This is a genomic window from Woronichinia naegeliana WA131, assembly GCA_025370055.1.
Taxonomy (GTDB): domain Bacteria; phylum Cyanobacteriota; class Cyanobacteriia; order Cyanobacteriales; family Microcystaceae; genus Woronichinia; species Woronichinia naegeliana.
This window is the reverse complement of sequence record CP073041.1, coordinates 4,049,649-4,068,092: the sequence shown is the minus strand read 5'-3', so window position 1 is coordinate 4,068,092 and position 18,444 is coordinate 4,049,649. Positions and strand designations below refer to the sequence as shown.

Below are 18,444 nucleotides of genomic sequence, written 5' to 3'. Positions count from 1 at the left end.
TGAAGGGGAAGTGATAGCGATTGACGGCAAAACCCTTCGCCACTCCTATGATAATGCCAACGGAAAGGGCGCAATTCAGATGGTAAGTGCATGGGCAACAGCAAATCGTCTAGTACTAGGACAGTGCAAGGTGGAAAGCAAATCGAATGAAATCACGGCGATTCCTAAACTCCTGAAAATGCTAGAGGTCAAAGGTTGTATCGTAACGATTGATGCCATGGGAACTCAGACAAAGATTGCCCAACAGATAGTAGGGCGAGGGGGAGATTATGTTTTGGCATTGAAAGGCAATCAAGGTAATCTATGTGAGGATGTTGAACAATTATTTGCTCATGCTCAATCGGTTAATTTTGCGGGAATTAAGCATGATTTTCATCAAACAATAGACAAGGGACATGGACGGATTGAAATTCGCCGTTGCTGGACGATGGAACAAACAGAATTTTTGCTGGGTGGGGAGAAATGGGCAAAGTTGACGAGCATCTGTATGATTAAAGCGGAGAGACGATTGAAAGACAAAACAGAGTATGAGACTCGCTACTATATCAGTAGCCTGTCGAGTAATGCTCAAAAATTATCCCAATCTGTTCGTAGTCATTGGTTGATAGAAAACTCTTTACATTGGGTTCTAGACTTGGCCTTCAATGAGGATGCTTGTCGCATTCGTAAGGATTTTGCTCCTGAGAATTTAGCCGTCTTACGCCATATCGCTCTTAACTTGCTCACAAAGGAAAATACTCTGAAACTTGGTATCAAGAATAAACGGCTACGCGCTGGTTGGGACGAGGACTATCTCCTTAAGGTTTTACTCGGATAAGATGCGTTTGCCCTGTCTGTTAATTAACCCTCATTGAAATTATACTCAACCTGTGATGGTGTGATCCCCAGGAGCTAAAAACCGTTGAAAAATTCGTTAGTCGTTTGGTGGCAAACTTTTGAGCAAAAGCCTCAACAATGTTGGCTGATTTCCCTGGCCTGGTTGTTATTGCTGAGTTGGGTGGCTTTTCTGTGGAATATTGGCGTTTTGGGAGTGATGGATAAAACCGAAGCTTTATTTGTCGAAGTTGCCCATCAAATGTATCTCACGAATGATTGGATTACTCCCCATTGGAATGGACAAACTTTTTTTGATTATCCGGTTTGGGGCTATTGGCTAGTGGCTCTCAGTTTTAAACTCTTTGGGGTGAGTGAATGGGCGCCCCGTTTACCCGTTGCTCTTTGCGCGATCGCCGTTGTTTGGCTCAGTTTTTATACCCTGCGTTTCTGGGGCTTTTTCCTCGGCGAAAAAACAGAATCGACTCGATCGTTATGGATCAGAGCCTGGCTAGGGGCTGGCATCCTGGCCCTGAATCCAGGTTGGGTCGGTTGGGGCCGTACTTCGGTGACGGATATGTTTTTGTCCAGTGCGATCGCCTTAACCATGCTGAGTTTTTATCTGGGCTACGTTAACTCGGAGCGACCCAAAGTCCAAAAAATTTGGTATGGTCTGACCCCTGTTTTTGCCGCGATCGCCGTTTTAGCCAAGGGGCCAGTGGGGTTATTGTTGCCCAGTTTAGCCATTGCAGCCTTTTTAGGGTATGTCGGCCAGTGGCAAGCTGTCTGGCGAGAAGTCAAAGGTTTGTTATTAGCAATGATTGTCATTTTTTGCGGCATTGCAGTTCCCTGGTACGCCCTAGCGACCCAAGCCAATGGTTTAACCTTTCTCAATAGTTTTTTAGGGTTTAGTAATTTTCAACGTTTTACCTCTGTGCTGTATCGCCATGCCGGCCCTTGGTATTTTTATCTACCTTGGTGTTTCATTTTATTGTTACCTTGGTCAACTTTTTTGCCCTTAACTTTGGCACGATTACAGTTCTGGCGACGTAAAGTGTGGCAACATAGTCCCCGCGATCGCCAACTAGGATTATTTTGCTTTTTCTGGTTTATATTAATTTTACTCTTTTTCTCCAGTGCAGCCACTAAATTGGCGGGTTATATTCTCCCCATTGTTCCCGCCGGTGCCATCATGATCACTCTCTTTTGGTCTGAGGAAATCTCTTTAGCCCCCACAAAAATTAAATATTCCTGGGCATTTTTTGCCAGTGGCATTTTTAATTTCATTCTATTGCTGGTCATGGCGATCGCGGCCTTTATTAGTCCCCAATTCGTCGGCAGTGATCCGGCCTATCCCAACTTTGCTCAAGTCTTAAGTGAATCGGGTTTACCTATTGTTTTTAGCCTAATTTTAAGTTTGGCAACACTTTTAATGGGGGTATCTCTTTTCCACAAACCTTTTCGAGCTTGGTTATGGAGTGCGAATTTAGTCGGTTTTCTAGGAACCATGATTTTTGTGATTCCGTCCCTCGCTCCCATTATGGATAGCCAACGTCAGCAACCTTTTCGGGAATTATCCCAAATTGCCGGTCAGACGGTTAAACCCAAGGAATGTATTTTTGTGATGGGTTATCCTCGCTATAGTTTGGTCTATTATAGTCAACATCCAGCTACTTTTCTAGATGATGTGCCCTATGCGATCGAATTACTGCAAAAAGAAAATGATCCTAATCCTTTAGCAACAGTATTGATTGTCACCGATCCGCAATTACTAGAGCGTTTTAAACTTAAACAAGAGGATTATCAATTGATTGCTAAAAAGGGAGTTTATCATTTAATTCGTGTGCCTAAATCGATTCTAATTAGACGCTCTCAATAAGAAGAAACTAGAAGATTATCTGAAAATTACCAAAAAATAGTTATGTCTGTAGTGATGAGTATAAGTTAAAACTATAGACTTAACTATTTCATGGGTGCAAGCCTTGCGCCCCTACCAAATTAATTTTAATCAACATTGTTTTTTTAATCATTGTCAAAAAAGCGATCGCCACATCAAAATTTTAAAATCATAGAAACATGAAAAATTCTCCTGTTGAACAGATTGAATAATTTTAATGTTATTTCTTAGTAATTCATTGACTAAAATTTGTAGGTTAATGTTTTTATTTTCAGCTATTTTTTGTAAAAACTGATCAACGTCTGTCTCAAGATAAATGGGATAATGAAAAGTCGCATCAGTATCATAAAATTTACCTTGTTCCGCTTTGGAAAAGTCATATTCTGATTTCATGTTTTTCTCCTTTGATAATGGGCTTGTTCTTCTACAATAGCACTGGAGGTAAATGGCAGAATATTCACGGCGATCGCAATTATATTTGAGCATGATTTGGGTTTTGATAATTAAAAATGTAAATCTGTGAATATTTCCGTAGAAAGGTTATCAGGTTTTTCGGGGTCTTCATCCCATTTTTGAGGATTATTAATAATGTATTGTCTAATCTGATTTAATTGCTTTTCATCTTTCACAATAATTTCATAATAATTGCGTTGCCAAATAACAGGATTGGGATGATCACAAATAGGCTTAATTGTCTTGGTTACAGAAGATTTAAAACCACCAACAAATGATGATAATGATTTCGGTTTTTGTTTATCTTTCTGTAGGGGCGCAAGGCTTGCCATCCGTGTCAACTTAAAGGAATGGGTTCCCAAATTTGTTGATTGAGAGCGGCCTTTTCTCGATGTCGCTTTCTCTCAGCTTTGACCAAACCAAATAACTTAGCACGTTCAGCCAGATAGGTTACTGTATCAGGCTTTTCTCCTCTAGCAATAGCCTTCGCTACATAGTATAGACTCCGAAACACCATCTCTACTGAGATTTTTTCTTTCGGTTGATTTAGAGCAATCGCCACTTCCCCTACCAATTGATTTAAGACCGTATAGAAAATCAAAGTGCAAATAATCTGGATTTGGACACCATTCTTATTCCCTACCCATAAATAGGCTAGTCCTAAAAGTCTTTTCGTTAATAAAAAGGCTTCTTCGATTGTCCATCGTCTTCGATATAAATCACAGACCTCTTCGGCGGACAGTTGTTCGGGGGACAACACATTTGTTAAATACTGATACCAGATTGTTCCCCATAATACTGAGACTAATCTCACCGGATGCTTGCAAGGATTAGAACGGTAATTTCCCATAATGATAATCTCATCTCTGTAATGACTACCTTGAGACAATACTTGTTTGGTTTTGTAAGATGTACCCGCTCTAAATCTGGTTAGAAAAAACTTTTTAGCTTCTGTTAACAAATCAAACCACACAAAGCTAAAAAATCCCATATCTACGAGAATTAAACCATTTTCTGGTAATTTAGCTGCCAATTCTTCACACCATATTTTATCATTTGATTTATCATTTTCTGTGTACCATAAAGTAACGGGTCTTTGGGTAAAGGCTTCCACTACCATCATTATTTTACCCCCCAATTTACTCTTTTCTTCTTTACTTATTTTCATATTTTTCCTTATCTGCTCTAGCGTTTAGCCATCTGCTATCCACACTGCACTAAACTTTTCTCTTATTTTTTCCCATTTTTCTCCTACTTGGAGCTTCTTCCCTTTTTCGGCTGCTTTTTCTAACACTCCTTTTAGTAATATTGCAAATATTTCGGCTGGCACATTCATCATTCTTTTTGATACTGCCTGTTTGCTTACTTTTAATGATGCTACCCATAGCAATCCCTCTTCCTCTAACAGTCTTACCGCTTCACTTATACCCGCTATTTGACGATACACTATACTTAACACTAATGCCACCATTACTGGTAAATTTAGCACCCTATCTCTCATCATTTTCTCATGAGTTCCCTGTAAATATTTTAATGGTGTAAACATTGTGGGTTCTAGTAATTCAAACAACTCTTTTGTTATTTCAGGGATTTCTACCCCTGGCTGATTTGTCTTACGACGTAAGTCTGGGTTTCCTTTTCTCCGAGGATGTTGTCTTGCCATTTGTTTTTTGCTCACTTTTTTATATACTAACCTTTTTTTCAGCCTACTCTTACTTCCGCCTGCTTTTAGGCTAATCTTTTGTGAGTAGGCATTTTGGCTTAAGTTGACACCAATGAAGGCTTGCGCCCTTATTGTTATCGCCTTTGAAATCGTTGTCGTCTTTTTTATCAATCCCCACAATTCCATGTAAATGATTGGGCATAATTATCCATTCATCTAATACAATTTCTTGACGAATTTCTGCGGATTTTAACCATTCTTGGGTAACGATTTTTCCAATTTGATTAAGGATCATTTTCTCGTTGCGAATTTCTCCGAATAAACATTGGCGTTGATGGGTACAAATAGTGACAAAATAAATTCCTGTTTTGGAATAATCGTATCCTTGAATGCGTATTGAACGGCGATGATGATGTTCAGGATTGTATTTCATCATGGGGTTGGATAATTGGGCGTAAATTATTGTAAATGTGAAATTTATTGGGCATAAATTTATTGGGCGCAAGCTTTCATTGGTGTCAACTTAAGCCAAAATGCCTACTCACAAAAGATTAGCCTAAAAGCAGGCGGAAGTAAGAGTAGGCTGAAAAAAAGGTTAGTATATAAAAAAGTGAGCAAAAAACAAATGGCAAGACAACATCCTCGGAGAAAAGGAAACCCAGACTTACGTCGTAAGACAAATCAGCCAGGGGTAGAAATCCCTGAAATAACAAAAGAGTTGTTTGAATTACTAGAACCCACAATGTTTACACCATTAAAATATTTACAGGGAACTCATGAGAAAATGATGAGAGATAGGGTATTAAATTTACCAATAATGGTGGCATTAGTGTTAAGTATAGTGTATCGTCAAATAGCGGGTATAAGTGAAGCGGTAAGACTGTTAGAGGAAGAGGGATTGCTATGGGTAGCATCATTAAAAGTAAGCAAACAGGCAGTATCAAAAAGAATGATGAATGTGCCAGCCGAAATATTTGCAATATTACTAAAAGGAGTGTTAGAAAAAGCAGCCGAAAAAGGGAAGAAGCTCCAAGTAGGAGAAAAATGGGAAAAAATAAGAGAAAAGTTTAGTGCAGTGTGGATAGCAGATGGCTCAACGCTAGAGCAGATAAGGAAAAATATGAAAATAAGTAAAGAAGAAAAGAGTAAATTGGGGGGTAAAATAATGATGGTAGTGGAAGCCTTTACCCAAAGACCCGTTACTTTATGGTACACAGAAAATGATAAATCAAATGATAAAATATGGTGTGAAGAATTGGCAGCTAAATTACCAGAAAATGGTTTAATTCTCGTAGATATGGGATTTTTTAGCTTTGTGTGGTTTGATTTGTTAACAGAAGCTAAAAAGTTTTTTCTAACCAGATTTAGAGCGGGTACATCTTACAAAACCAAACAAGTATTGTCTCAAGGTAGTCATTACAGAGATGAGATTATCATTATGGGAAATTACCGTTCTAATCCTTGCAAGCATCCGGTGAGATTAGTCTCAGTATTATGGGGAACAATCTGGTATCAGTATTTAACAAATGTGTTGTCTCCCGAACAACTGTCCGCCGAAGAGGTCTGTGATTTATATCGAAGACGATGGACAATCGAAGAAGCCTTTTTATTAACGAAAAGACTTTTAGGACTAGCCTATTTATGGGTAGGGAATAAGAATGGTGTCCAAATCCAGATTATTTGCACTTTGATTTTCTATACGGTCTTAAATCAATTGGTAGGGGAAGTGGCGATTGCTCTAAATCAACCGAAAGAAAAAATCTCAGTAGAGATGGTGTTTCGGAGTCTATACTATGTAGGGCTTGCTGAAAAAGTCAAAAAACGAAAGAAATGTGGGTTAGGGAAGTATGGACTGAAAAAGCATAGATAACTTATCCTTATGGAAACAAATCAAAATACAGATTTTGTTTAATCTATTGTTCCTTTCTGTCTAAAAAGGTCAACACAAATCACTCCTCACAAAAGAGAGGAAAATTAACACCATTTTTCACAAGAAAAACGACTCTACAACTTTTTACTTTTTGTCTTCTGAAGTAGAGTAGAAAGATTCATTACCAAAAAGTTCATCGCAATTACCGTTTCCGAGGTCTCAGGTAGTTTGGCCATCACTCGACCAAGACTAAATTTCCTCTTTCCCTGTCCGAATTTACCCTCAATGGCATTACGCACTCTTTCATCTGAGCGTGCCTCTTTCTTTTTTTCTTTGCTCACCTCTTTCGGCGGTCTTCCCAATCGGGGACCACTCATTCTTATATCCCTTTCTTTACAATAAGCTCGATTCGCTTTTGTTCGATAGATTTTATCCACATGAACCGATTCCGGATAACATCCTGTTTCCCTTTTATATTCTTCTATTCGCGCTTGTAAATCTCCCGATTCGTTGTAATTATCCCAACTTAATTTGTCTAAGAAGACAAAGCCATTCACATTACTTGCCGATATTTTAGCTCCAAACTCTACTGCTTTTCCCGCTTTTCCACGCACTATTGGACGCACGTGAGGTTGGCTTACACTCACAATTCTGTTTTCTACTTTATTTGTCTTTTTTTCATACATTTCTAACTGTTGCTCATACACTTTTCCTATCGTTACAAGCTCTTCTTGCTCTTTTTTCGTTAGTTTTTCTAACTTTGCTCCCTCTTCTATCATTTTTTCTATATGAGACAAGTTTCTTTTTATATATCCTAGTTGTTTTTTTGTTCCTTTTCTTCTTTCTTTTTTTGACACACGACGTTTTTTTGCTATGGCTAAGTACTCTTTTCTTGCCACTTCCCTATAAGTCCTCGGCTTTTCTTTCCTTTTCTCTTTTATTTCTTCATACAGCTTATCTATTATTTTTTCTGTTTTTTCTCTGGCATCATTCAATATTCCTATATCCGTTGGATATTTTATATCTGCTGGTGTACAAGTCGCATCTAACAATAACTTTCCTTCATTTTCTTTTTTTTCTGACGCTACACCCGTCGCTTTTTTTCTATTTCTTTATTAATTTTATTTATTAATTCCATTCCTATTTTTTTACGAAAATGAACCATCATTGACGCATTAAATGCTTCTTTGCTACTATAGCTTTCCATTCCTATAAAGTACTGTAAATAAGGGTTCTCTTTTATTTGTTCTACTGTTTCTCTGTCACTTTTTCCTGAAATTTCTTTGATAATTAATGCTCCTAATGCCATTCTAAATGATTTGGCTGGGGCTCCTTTTTTTTCTGTGAAGTTTTTTGCATATTCTTCCTCATATTCTTCCCAAAGAATCATTTTTGACATTTCTATCCAACGATTTTCTTCGTCTAACTGCCCGCCGAACAGATTTTTCAAGTTTTCTGGTGTTTCAATTGAGTACTGTTGCTTTCGGTACATCTGCTTTCTCTCTTCTTAATGCAATGGTTTTGAGGCATTCTACCCTATTTTCGTGCATTCTAGCGGTTCTTAATTCGCCTACTATTTTTCTCCGTAAAGGTTTCAGCTTTTTTCAGCAAGCCCTATGTAGCGAAGGCTATTGCTAGAGGAGAAAAGCCTGATACAGTAACCTATCTGGCTGAACGTGCTAAGTTATTTGGTTTGGTCAAAGCTGAGAGAAAGCGACATCGAGAAAAGGCCGCTCTCAATCAACAAATTTGGGAACCCATTCCTTTAAGTTGACACGGATGGCAAGCTTTGCGCCCCTACCAGAATTGATTTTAATCACAGATAATCACCGTTACCATTCCCCATAAAAAATCGCCTTTTCAATTATTGTCTAAAAAGCAATTTTTGTATCAAAAAATTTTGAAAATCGAATAATAAGAATAGAAATCACATCATTGGCGAACATATTCTTGGTCGGGGTGTGCTGTCCTAAAAACAGTGTTGGAATCTTTTAGTTTAAAAGCGTCATAATATGCACCTCTAGTTGGCGGAACCTCACTGGGCGTACACGCATAAAAATCAGTACCTTCAACGATTACAACATCGTTATCGTTATCTGGATGCCATTTTCCCTCCCAAGAACCAAAGCATTTTTTATTACCAACCGTGATACCATCTTCTTTACCAATAAACACCCCTCCCTCTGCAAATGTTAGCTCTGTTTTTACCTCTGAGCCAGTTACTGGGCATCCGTGTCAACTTAAAGGAATGGGTTCCCAAATTTGTTGATTGAGAGCGGCCTTTTCTCGATGTCGCTTTCTCTCAGCTTTGACCAAACCAAATAACTTAGCACGTTCAGCCAGATAGGTTACTGTATCAGGCTTTTCTCCTCTAGCAATAGCCTTCGCTACATAGTATAGACTCCGAAACACCATCTCTACTGAGATTTTTTCTTTCGGTTGATTTAGAGCAATCGCCACTTCCCCTACCAATTGATTTAAGACCGTATAGAAAATCAAAGTGCAAATAATCTGGATTTGGACACCATTCTTATTCCCTACCCATAAATAGGCTAGTCCTAAAAGTCTTTTCGTTAATAAAAAGGCTTCTTCGATTGTCCATCGTCTTCGATATAAATCACAGACCTCTTCGGCGGACAGTTGTTCGGGAGACAACACATTTGTTAAATACTGATACCAGATTGTTCCCCATAATACTGAGACTAATCTCACCGGATGCTTGCAAGGATTAGAACGGTAATTTCCCATAATGATAATCTCATCTCTGTAATGACTACCTTGAGACAATACTTGTTTGGTTTTGTAAGATGTACCCGCTCTAAATCTGGTTAGAAAAAACTTTTTAGCTTCTGTTAACAAATCAAACCACACAAAGCTAAAAAATCCCATATCTACGAGAATTAAACCATTTTCTGGTAATTTAGCTGCCAATTCTTCACACCATATTTTATCATTTGATTTATCATTTTCTGTGTACCATAAAGTAACGGGTCTTTGGGTAAAGGCTTCCACTACCATCATTATTTTACCCCCCAATTTACTCTTTTCTTCTTTACTTATTTTCATATTTTTCCTTATCTGCTCTAGCGTTGAGCCATCTGCTATCCACACTGCACTAAACTTTTCTCTTATTTTTTCCCATTTTTCTCCTACTTGGAGCTTCTTCCCTTTTTCGGCTGCTTTTTCTAACACTCCTTTTAGTAATATTGCAAATATTTCGGCTGGCACATTCATCATTCTTTTTGATACTGCCTGTTTGCTTACTTTTAATGATGCTACCCATAGCAATCCCTCTTCCTCTAACAGTCTTACCGCTTCACTTATACCCGCTATTTGACGATACACTATACTTAACACTAATGCCACCATTATTGGTAAATTTAATACCCTATCTCTCATCATTTTCTCATGAGTTCCCTGTAAATATTTTAATGGTGTAAACATTGTGGGTTCTAGTAATTCAAACAACTCTTTTGTTATTTCAGGGATTTCTACCCCTGGCTGATTTGTCTTACGACGTAAGTCTGGGTTTCCTTTTCTCCGAGGATGTTGTCTTGCCATTTGTTTTTTGCTCACTTTTTTATATACTAACCTTTTTTTCAGCCTACTCTTACTTCCGCCTGCTTTTAGGCTAATCTTTTGTGAGTAGGCATTTTGGCTTAAGTTGACACCAATGGTTACTGGGTCTACCCTCTGTCGTAACCATTTGCCGATAATAGAAGCTTCGGTTGAAGGGGAAATTGGGATTTGGATACTGTCTGACTTACAAGCAATAAGTCCTAGCAATGATGTAAGACCAATCATGGGTGTGACCTTTAGTTGATGAAGGGAAAGAAAAGTGTTAGGGTAGTGTTCTGAATCTGTGGAAGCACATCTAAATAGGGCTTGCTGAAAAAAGCTGAAACCTTTACGGAGAAAAATAGTAGGCGAATTAAGAACCGCTAGAATGCACGAAAATAGGGTAGAATGCCTCAAAACCATTGCATTAAGAAGAGAGAAAGCAGATGTACCGAAAGCAACAGTACTCAATTGAAACACCAGAAAACTTGAAAAATCTGTTCGGCGGGCAGTTAGACGAAGAAAATCGTTGGATAGAAATGTCAAAAATGATTCTTTGGGAAGAATATGAGGAAGAATATGCAAAAAACTTCACAGAAAAAAAAGGAGCCCCAGCCAAATCATTTAGAATGGCATTAGGAGCATTAATTATCAAAGAAATTTCAGGAAAAAGTGACAGAGAAACAGTAGAACAAATAAAAGAGAACCCTTATTTACAGTACTTTATAGGAATGGAAAGCTATAGTAGCAAAGAAGCATTTAATGCATCAATGATGGTTCATTTTCGTAAAAAAATAGGAATGGAATTAATAAATAAAATTAATAAAGAAATAGAAAAAAAGCGACGGGTGTAGCGTCAGAAAAAAAAGAAAATGAAGGAAAGTTATTGTTAGATGCGACTTGTACACCAGCAGATATAAAATATCCAACGGATATAGGAATATTGAATGATGCCAGAGAAAAAACAGAAAAAATAATAGATAAGCTGTATGAAGAAATAAAAGAGAAAAGGAAAGAAAAGCCGAGGACTTATAGGGAAGTGGCAAGAAAAGAGTACTTAGCCATAGCAAAAAAACGTCGTGTGTCAAAAAAAGAAAGAAGAAAAGGAACAAAAAAACAACTAGGATATATAAAAAGAAACTTGTCTGATATAGAAAAAATGATAGAAGAGGGAGCAAAGTTAGAAAAACTAACGAAAAAAGAGCAAGAAGAGCTTGTAACGATAGGAAAAGTGTATGAGCAACAGTTAGAAATGTATGAAAAAAAGACAAATAAAGTAGAAAACAGAATTGTGAGTGTAAGCCAACCTCACGGGGTGCATCCCACTTAAGATAATACATTGACACTCAAAAGAGGAGACTTAAGATAATACATTGACACTCAAAAGAGGAGAGTGATTGAGATAAGCACATCGTAGCCGAAGAATACGAGAAACATTATGAAGATGCCAACGTGCTCCCGACAATTTAACCCTAGCTCCCACCTGTTTAATCTTAGACTCCACATCACCAGAACCAATCACAATACCAAGCTGTTGATAGTATTGGTAATCAGGGATACGCTGATAATGCTTCGTCAAATAGGCTTGAAAATTCTTTGCCCTCTTGCTTTTGACTCCATCAAACGCATCTATTGCCTTGTTCACAAAACCCCGCCACAGTAAATGCTCCACTGCTTCTAGCCGTTTGAGAGAGCCACCCACTTTGAACAGATTCTCCTTGAGATGATACCAATCCAACACCTCTCGTCGTATCAGCCACGATTGAGTGGCGAAACTCTCTACCGCATTCCAGATTCCGGGATGACCATCTCCCAAAAAGGTCACTATTGGGGACAAAGGTTGAACATTGCTCCAATTCTTTAAGCCCTCTGGGTCTTGGAAAAAGGCTTCACAGACATTGCCATGAAGACTCACCAGTTTATAATCTCGCCACTGTCCCCCTTCCTTCTCCTCGCCCCGCAGACAAATCTTTCCCCCATCTATACTGACCCCCGCACTCTCTGACTGAGCTTGAGCTAAGGGCAGTTCTGTCCGTTCTACCAAGCGATGTAAACTGCTATGTCCTACTTTTATCCCCATCAACTCCTCTATATCTTCTTCTGCTTGTTGGTAGGATGTTTTCGCACTGGCTCTTAGACAGCATTTCTCTAAACCTGGACTTAAGACGATTTTTGGCGACACCTTTAGTTTTCTGGCTTGTTTTTGGCTTATTTCCACTTCTCCGACTAGGGTTTTGATTTTTCGCTTGTTTCCAGACCGTTTTTTTCCCCCTTCTGAAAAAAAAACTCCCCCATTGTTGGCCCCACAATTTCTAACATCTGGGTTCTGACTTCTACTTCGATGCTTCCAAAGTCCTTCTGTTTCTCTGGTTCCGTATATTTGCGCAGGATACGGGCTGATTCGGTGAGATGCTGTTTTAACAGTGCTTTTTCTTCTGGGGGAATCGGTAACATACTTTTTTCGCTCATCAGTTTTTTTCCATTTTACCCCAGATTCTATGTACTACTTTATCCGGGATGTACCCAACCTCACGTGCGTCCAATAGTGCGTGGAAAAGCGGGAAAAGCAGTAGAGTTTGGAGCTAAAATATCGGCAAGTAATGTGAATGGCTTTGTCTTCTTAGACAAATTAAGTTGGGATAATTACAACGAATCGGGAGATTTACAAGCGCGAATAGAAGAATATAAAAGGGAAACAGGATGTTATCCGGAATCGGTTCATGTGGATAAAATCTATCGAACAAAAGCGAATCGAGCTTATTGTAAAGAAAGGGATATAAGAATGAGTGGTCCCCGATTGGGAAGACCGCCGAAAGAGGTGAGCAAAGAAAAAAAGAAAGAGGCACGCTCAGATGAAAGAGTGCGTAATGCCATTGAGGGTAAATTCGGACAGGGAAAGAGGAAATTTAGTCTTGGTCGAGTGATGGCCAAACTACCTGAGACCTCGGAAACGGTAATTGCGATGAACTTTTTGGTAATGAATCTTTCTACTCTACTTCAGAAGACAAAAAGTAAAAAGTTGTAGAGTCGTTTTTCTTGTGAAAAATGGTGTTAATTTTCCTCTCTTTTGTGAGGAGTGATTTGTGTTGACCTTTTTAGACAGAAAGGAACAATAGATTAAACAAAATCTGTATTTTGATTTGTTTCCATAAGGATAAGTTATCTATGCTTTTTCAGTCCATACTTCCCTAACCCACATTTCTTTCGTTTTTTGACTTTTTCAGCAAGCCCTAAATAAGACATCCAAATTCAAAGCGATTGATAAATAATCCAAGGACAATATCGTGCATCACAATAGATTTGGAGAAACAAATCGTTTTTCTCGCTAATCTCTTTATTCGAGTTCTCAATGTCAAGTGCTTTCGTTCGATTTTTTGAGTATTATACTTACCCACCTCATGCAATGCTGGCTCAATATGTCGTTCGTAAGCCCCCCATCCATCTGTATAATATTGAGTAATACCAAAAGGTTCTAACAACTCTTTTAGCCTTAGAAATGCTTCGTCTTTGTGACCAGACAAAACATAAGCTAATATCTCACCTGTCTTATGATCAATAGCGTGCCATAACCATCTTTGCTCTTCACAAAACCCCACATTTCGTCGAGTTCTGCTTCCACGTCATTCCATTGGCAGAGCGTTACAATACTCTGACTGGGTTCCAGTTCTGCTAGTTTTTTTTTCGTTGACGAATACTAAACTAGACTCTTTTTTTTTAGTTCACTAATCACTGTTGATGGACTAATCCTCAGCACACGGGCTGTATCCCTTATGCCACTACCATTCATTGCCATTTCGGCAATCTTTTCCTTTACTTCTGGCAAATAACCTTTATAAGTATAGTTTAAGATAAATGTGCAACGCTTACATTCTGTATTACGACATCTGTAACGCTCTTTCCCCTCCCCAGAGGGGCCGTGTTTCACAATATCCGTACTTTGACAACTTGGGCAAACAATTGCTTTGAATAGCATGGCACACCAATTTTAAGATTTACATTTATTTATTATTACTCTTTTCCACAGGTTTAGAACACGACCAGAATCCAAATAACTTAGCTCCGCCTGCAATTAAGGCCGCTAAAACCGCCACCACAACCCCACGATTCAAAAACTCCTGATTATCCAAACGCTTACCAAGCCCATCCACTTTTTCACTCAATGTCTTAATATTCCCCGATAACCTTTCATCCAGAGTTTTGATTTCCCCCGATAATCTTTCATCAAGAGCCTTAATATCTCCTGATAACCGTTCATCAAGAGCCTTAATATCTCCCGACAACTCAGCCTGTCCCACCTCCAGTTTCGTTAACCGTTGGTTTATTTCCGTTAATTGGCGATCAACTTTTTCAAAACGAGCATCCATCTTATCGAAACGCGCATCCATCTTATCCTCAATACGCGCAAGGATGTCTTCTAGGCTATAGGTAACGGTGGTTTTTGGTGTTGTTGTCATAACCGTTTAACAGGACAATAATCTTAATTATAGGCGATCGCCATCGGGGCTTTGGCTATGAGGTTAGAGAACTTTACCCTCCCAAACAAGAAGCCTGCTTTTACGGTTACTTAATTTCCTGCCTGAATAAAAATTAAATTCTCTCCCTGTACCTGAACCAAACTGTTATGTGGTAAGGAACTAGAACAACTTCGATTAGGAGCCGTGATCAGGAAAATAAGAGCTTCTATTTGCTCAAAAGTTGGGCTTTTTTGTAACCTTTGCTGGAGAAATCTGCGAATAATCCGTCGCTGTAAAGCCAGGGGAATTTCTCTTAGTTTGGAACGATTAAGACTTTGACCTTCCTGACTCGCAATATCTGGCCAAAGCTGATTACTCACTTGTTCTAAATAATCGACTTCAGCTTGTAAAATATCCACTGTTTGGGCCAAATTTTTTTCCACCTGGGGATTAAATTGGCTCTGTAGATAGGGAATTAATTGCTGGCGGATACGATTACGGGCGTAGTCTAATTTTTCATTAAGAACATCTTCCCAAAGGGGTAGTTGTAATTGTTGACAACAGTGACCTGTTTCTTCACGAGTAATCTCTAATAAGGGCCGCAGCAGTTGTATCTCCGAGGTTAATGGTCGTTGCCACCCTAAAGCCTGTAAACCATTACTTCCGGCTCCACGAATCAGGTTATAAAGAAGGGTTTCGGCGCGATCGCTTTGAGTATGGCCCGTGACAATAAGAGAAAAATGTTGTTCCTGGGCGATCGCAATCAGAGCTTGATAACGCCATTCCCGCGCAGCAGCTTCTGTTTCCTTGAGATTAACTGCTACCTTGGCAAAGTAGGGTAATTGCCAAGCTTGAGCTAAATTTTTTACGTGCTCTGCAATCCCTTCATCCGTAGGCCAGGCATGATCACAATGGGCGATCGCCAATGTCCAATGCCATTTTGTCCGCAGATCCAACAACAATCGCAGTAAGCAAACCGAATCCTGTCCCCCCGATACTGCAATTAAAATTCGTTCTCCCTGAGGCAAGAAACCGCGTTGTTTCAAAGTGATATGAAGTTTACGATGAAGTTCTGTCCAGACCATACTTTCTTAAAACGAAACTCCATTGCCTATTATCCTCATATCTCGGTTCTGATCAAGGGAAAAATTACTGAACTAGATGTCAAGGTATTCAAGAATCGGACTTTGAGCACGGAGAAGCTAACAGTTGCTGGATCGGCAGAACTAGTTGATTGAGTTTAACAGGTTTAGATAAATACTCATTGACTCCCACTGCTAAGCAGCGATCGCGATCGCCTTCCATCGCTAAAGCAGTGAGGGCAATAATCGGAACATTAACTAGGTTAGGATCGAGGCGAATTTGTTCTTGCTGTAAAATTTTCGTTGATTACATCTGACGCGAGCTCGAAAGCCCTATCGTACCGTTTCACAGGATAATCTATCAACGAATTATTTACAGGTAAGTAGTTATGCAAAATGAATTACCCTTTAGATAAATCCGAAAGCCTTGCTACACAAGGATCGCTATGTATAAATAATTTTACCTAAGCACTTAGGAGGATTCTGCAACTTATGTGTACTGGATTGTTAGGCTTTCTTGAGTAAATGTTCTAGGAAAAAAGGAATGACTTGCCATTGGTTTTGATATAATTGTTTGAGGGTGATGGCTTCTTCTGGGGGAATCATCGCTGATTGGTATTGTAGGATAATTAGCACATTCCAGAAGGCCAAAAAGAGGGTAATAGCGATCGCCGTTTTTTCCCCTAGATTAGAAGGAAATTGTTGCCAGAGATAGGCCAACCCCAACACGAATAAAAAACTACAATTAGCAAACATTCGTCCTCCTACACTGGCCCCTTGCCACCAACACCACCAGGAGGCAATAAAGTACACCTGGAGGGCAAAGGCCACAAGTAAACTACTGGCTAATCGCGGTAAGGAACGGGTTGCCCAACCTAGACCAATAATACTGAACAGCGTGAGAGGATGCCAAACAAAAAGCCCCCGATGACCGGAAAAGAGAACTTGCCAGAGAGCCGGTTGCAACCAATGAAAACTGTTGCCATAGCCCCTGGCCTTACCTTCTTCTAGATAGGGAATTTGAGTCAGTCCGCCGTACTGCCAGAGATAAATCAGCATTTGGGGAAGTTGCATCAAGGCCGCCACGCTAATGATGAAGAAGATGGCTCTCAGGTAGTCGGGATGCTTAAGTTTTTGCCAACTGAGTTGCCAGGTTTCCCTTTTGTCAAACTTTTGCTCCGTTCCTAACCAGCCCAAGAGAACCGGCACGACTAAAAACAGACTGTCCTGGGGACGTACCCAAGCGGCTAACCCTAAAATGATCCCTAGTCCAATTTGGAAGCGTCGTTCTTGAATCCAGGGGCGGGTCAAAGAGAGATAAAGAAAGAGAGCTACTAAAAAGCTAGAAACCGCATGGGACATGGAGACTTCTAGGCAGAGATAGTAGGTTAGAGGTGAGGCAAACCAAATTCCCCCCACCGCGATCGCACTGGCCGTTTCTCCCCAAAAGCGACGGGCCATTTTATAAGCCAACACTAAGCCTGTTAACCCCAAACTAATACTACCCAGACAATACATTAATTCGTAGGGCCAGGTCATACCATTGGCGATGCCCGTTTGTCCCATCCCTTGTAATACCAAGGCCAAAAGATGGCCCAGGGCAAAAAAAGGTAAGAGCACAAATCCCAACCCTAACGTGTATTTACTGTATTCAGGAATGGGGCCCGGCACTCGCATCCCCCCGCCAAAGTTCGAGGCCGATTGACTATAATAGGCGTACTCGTTAGCAACCCGTAAATCACCGTCAAAGAGCAGCGATCGCAGAGGAGTATAGTACCCTAAACCATCGCCAAACACGCCAAACCCAGCTAGATAAAATCGCAACAGAAAAATACTGAGGGTGATCCCCACTCCTAGCCAAAACCAATACCGAAGTCTAGAACTATCGAAGGCCATCCATTCCTGAACCGTTTGGGCAAAATTCCTGATCGCCGTTTTCATCAAATGAATTCTTGCTGTAAAATTTTCGTTGATTACATCTGACGCGAGCTCGAAAGCCCTATCGTACCGTTTCACAGGATAATCTATCAACGAATTATTTACAGGTAGAATTATTATAATGGTGAATTGACATTATGGTATATTTATGGTGTATTATTCTCTCGTGCAAACGCCTTTAACCTTTAGAATATAACAATCTCAGGTCTTTTGTCAAGTCTAATTTTAGGGGTTTCAGGGCGAACGCATCTTATTTTTGAAAGGTAGGCTGGATAAGGGTTTCCGAGATCATGATTGATTTTTTATGAAACGCTGAAAGTCTTATCAGATAAGGAGTCTAGAATTTAGATGCGTTTGCCCTGTTAGGGGTTTTGCTCTCGTAAACATCAGCTTTTTAGGAATTCGATACCTGACAATGTTGATGTCCATAATCGTGGAATTTCTAAGTTTAATTTAGGAGATAATCAAGGGGCGATCAATGATTTTCGCCAAGCCGCTAAACTTTATCAACAACAAAATAATCAAGAATGGGATCAAAGCTCTCTTGATAGACTTAAAGAATTAGGCGTTTCCAATTAAATTCCCGTAGGGACTTAACACTGTTAAGTCCTCATCAAAGATTATCTTTCACAGCCAAAAATTAAGGACATAATGGTATTATGTCCCTACAACAAAATATAAAATTATCAGCACAAGATTATCAAGATACTATTAAC

At 39.5% G+C, this 18,444-nt stretch carries 12 protein-coding genes and 6 pseudogenes; 5 read left to right on the top strand and 13 right to left on the bottom strand.

All coding sequences use genetic code 11. The features are described 5' to 3' along the window. The first annotated feature begins 1 nt into the window (after position 1). Positions 2-817: pseudogene (locus KA717_20600) on the top strand (ISAs1 family transposase). A gap of 84 nt (positions 818-901) precedes the next feature. After that, entirely contained in the window at positions 902-2,692 is a 1,791-nt protein-coding gene (locus KA717_20595) for a glycosyltransferase family 39 protein (protein UXE58466.1), read from the top strand. 153 nt (positions 2,693-2,845) lie between these two features. Here the strand turns inward: KA717_20595 and KA717_20590 are convergent, their stop codons facing one another. The 4 genes and pseudogenes from KA717_20590 to KA717_20575 form a co-directional block, all read right to left on the bottom strand. Further along, positions 2,846-3,196 (bottom strand): hypothetical protein, encoded by a 351-nt coding sequence (locus KA717_20590; GenBank protein UXE58465.1) that lies wholly within the window; start codon positions 3,194-3,196, stop codon positions 2,846-2,848. Positions 3,197-3,213: 17 nt separating this feature from the next. After that, positions 3,214-3,504, bottom strand: a complete 291-nt coding sequence (locus KA717_20585; GenBank protein ID UXE58464.1) for a hypothetical protein — start codon at positions 3,502-3,504, stop codon at positions 3,214-3,216. Beyond that, positions 3,501-4,826 (bottom strand): annotated as a pseudogene (locus KA717_20580) (IS4 family transposase). The gene KA717_20585 and the pseudogene KA717_20580 overlap by 4 nt, the downstream one beginning before the upstream one ends. 70 nt (positions 4,827-4,896) lie before the next feature. Beyond that, positions 4,897-5,262, bottom strand: a complete 366-nt coding sequence (locus tag KA717_20575; GenBank protein UXE58463.1) for a hypothetical protein — start codon at positions 5,260-5,262, stop codon at positions 4,897-4,899. A gap of 189 nt (positions 5,263-5,451) precedes the next feature. Here KA717_20575 and KA717_20570 point away from each other — a divergent pair, with 189 nt between their 5' ends. Continuing rightward, complete coding sequence (locus tag KA717_20570; protein UXE64736.1) at positions 5,452-6,696, top strand: IS4 family transposase; 1,245 nt, start codon at positions 5,452-5,454, stop codon at positions 6,694-6,696. 155 nt (positions 6,697-6,851) lie between these two features. Here the strand turns inward: KA717_20570 and KA717_20565 are convergent. The 3 genes and pseudogenes from KA717_20565 to KA717_20555 form a co-directional block, all read right to left on the bottom strand. Then, positions 6,852-8,188, bottom strand: a pseudogene (locus KA717_20565) (IS5 family transposase). Between the two features lie 440 nt (positions 8,189-8,628). Beyond that, entirely contained in the window at positions 8,629-8,871 is a 243-nt protein-coding gene (locus KA717_20560) for a hypothetical protein (protein UXE58462.1), read from the bottom strand. 60 nt (positions 8,872-8,931) lie between these two features. Then, positions 8,932-10,257, bottom strand: coding sequence for an IS4 family transposase (locus tag KA717_20555; GenBank protein ID UXE64735.1), 1,326 nt, complete (start codon positions 10,255-10,257; stop codon positions 8,932-8,934). Between the two features lie 443 nt (positions 10,258-10,700). Here KA717_20555 and KA717_20550 point away from each other — a divergent pair. After that, positions 10,701-11,566 (top strand): annotated as a pseudogene (locus tag KA717_20550) (IS5 family transposase). Between the two features lie 48 nt (positions 11,567-11,614). On the opposite strand, the gene KA717_20545 reads toward KA717_20550, so the two are convergent. Next, positions 11,615-12,493 carry an ISKra4 family transposase gene (locus KA717_20545; GenBank protein ID UXE64734.1) on the bottom strand — a complete coding sequence of 293 codons (879 nt, stop codon included), beginning with the start codon at positions 12,491-12,493 and terminating at the stop codon, positions 11,615-11,617. Beyond that, entirely contained in the window at positions 12,481-12,723 is a 243-nt protein-coding gene (locus KA717_20540) for a hypothetical protein (protein ID UXE64933.1), read from the bottom strand. Before KA717_20540 ends, KA717_20545 begins: the two co-directional genes overlap by 13 nt. Positions 12,724-12,775: 52 nt before the next feature. Here KA717_20540 and KA717_20535 point away from each other — a divergent pair. Beyond that, positions 12,776-13,279: pseudogene (locus tag KA717_20535) on the top strand (transposase). 205 nt (positions 13,280-13,484) lie between these two features. On the opposite strand, the pseudogene KA717_20530 reads toward KA717_20535, so the two are convergent. The 4 genes and pseudogenes from KA717_20530 to KA717_20515 form a co-directional block, all read right to left on the bottom strand. Further along, positions 13,485-14,227 (bottom strand): annotated as a pseudogene (locus tag KA717_20530) (IS1 family transposase). A 25-nt stretch (positions 14,228-14,252) separates the two neighbouring features. After that, positions 14,253-14,708 carry a DUF4164 domain-containing protein gene (locus KA717_20525; GenBank protein ID UXE58461.1) on the bottom strand — a complete coding sequence of 152 codons (456 nt, stop codon included), beginning with the start codon at positions 14,706-14,708 and terminating at the stop codon, positions 14,253-14,255. Positions 14,709-14,818: 110 nt separating this feature from the next. Beyond that, entirely contained in the window at positions 14,819-15,793 is a 975-nt protein-coding gene (gene tilS / locus KA717_20520) for a tRNA lysidine(34) synthetase TilS (protein UXE58460.1), read from the bottom strand. Between the two features lie 504 nt (positions 15,794-16,297). After that, positions 16,298-17,731: a hypothetical protein gene (locus tag KA717_20515; protein UXE58459.1), complete on the bottom strand. Its 1,434-nt coding sequence runs from the start codon at positions 17,729-17,731 to the stop codon at positions 16,298-16,300. Positions 17,732-18,444: the final 713 nt, after the last annotated feature.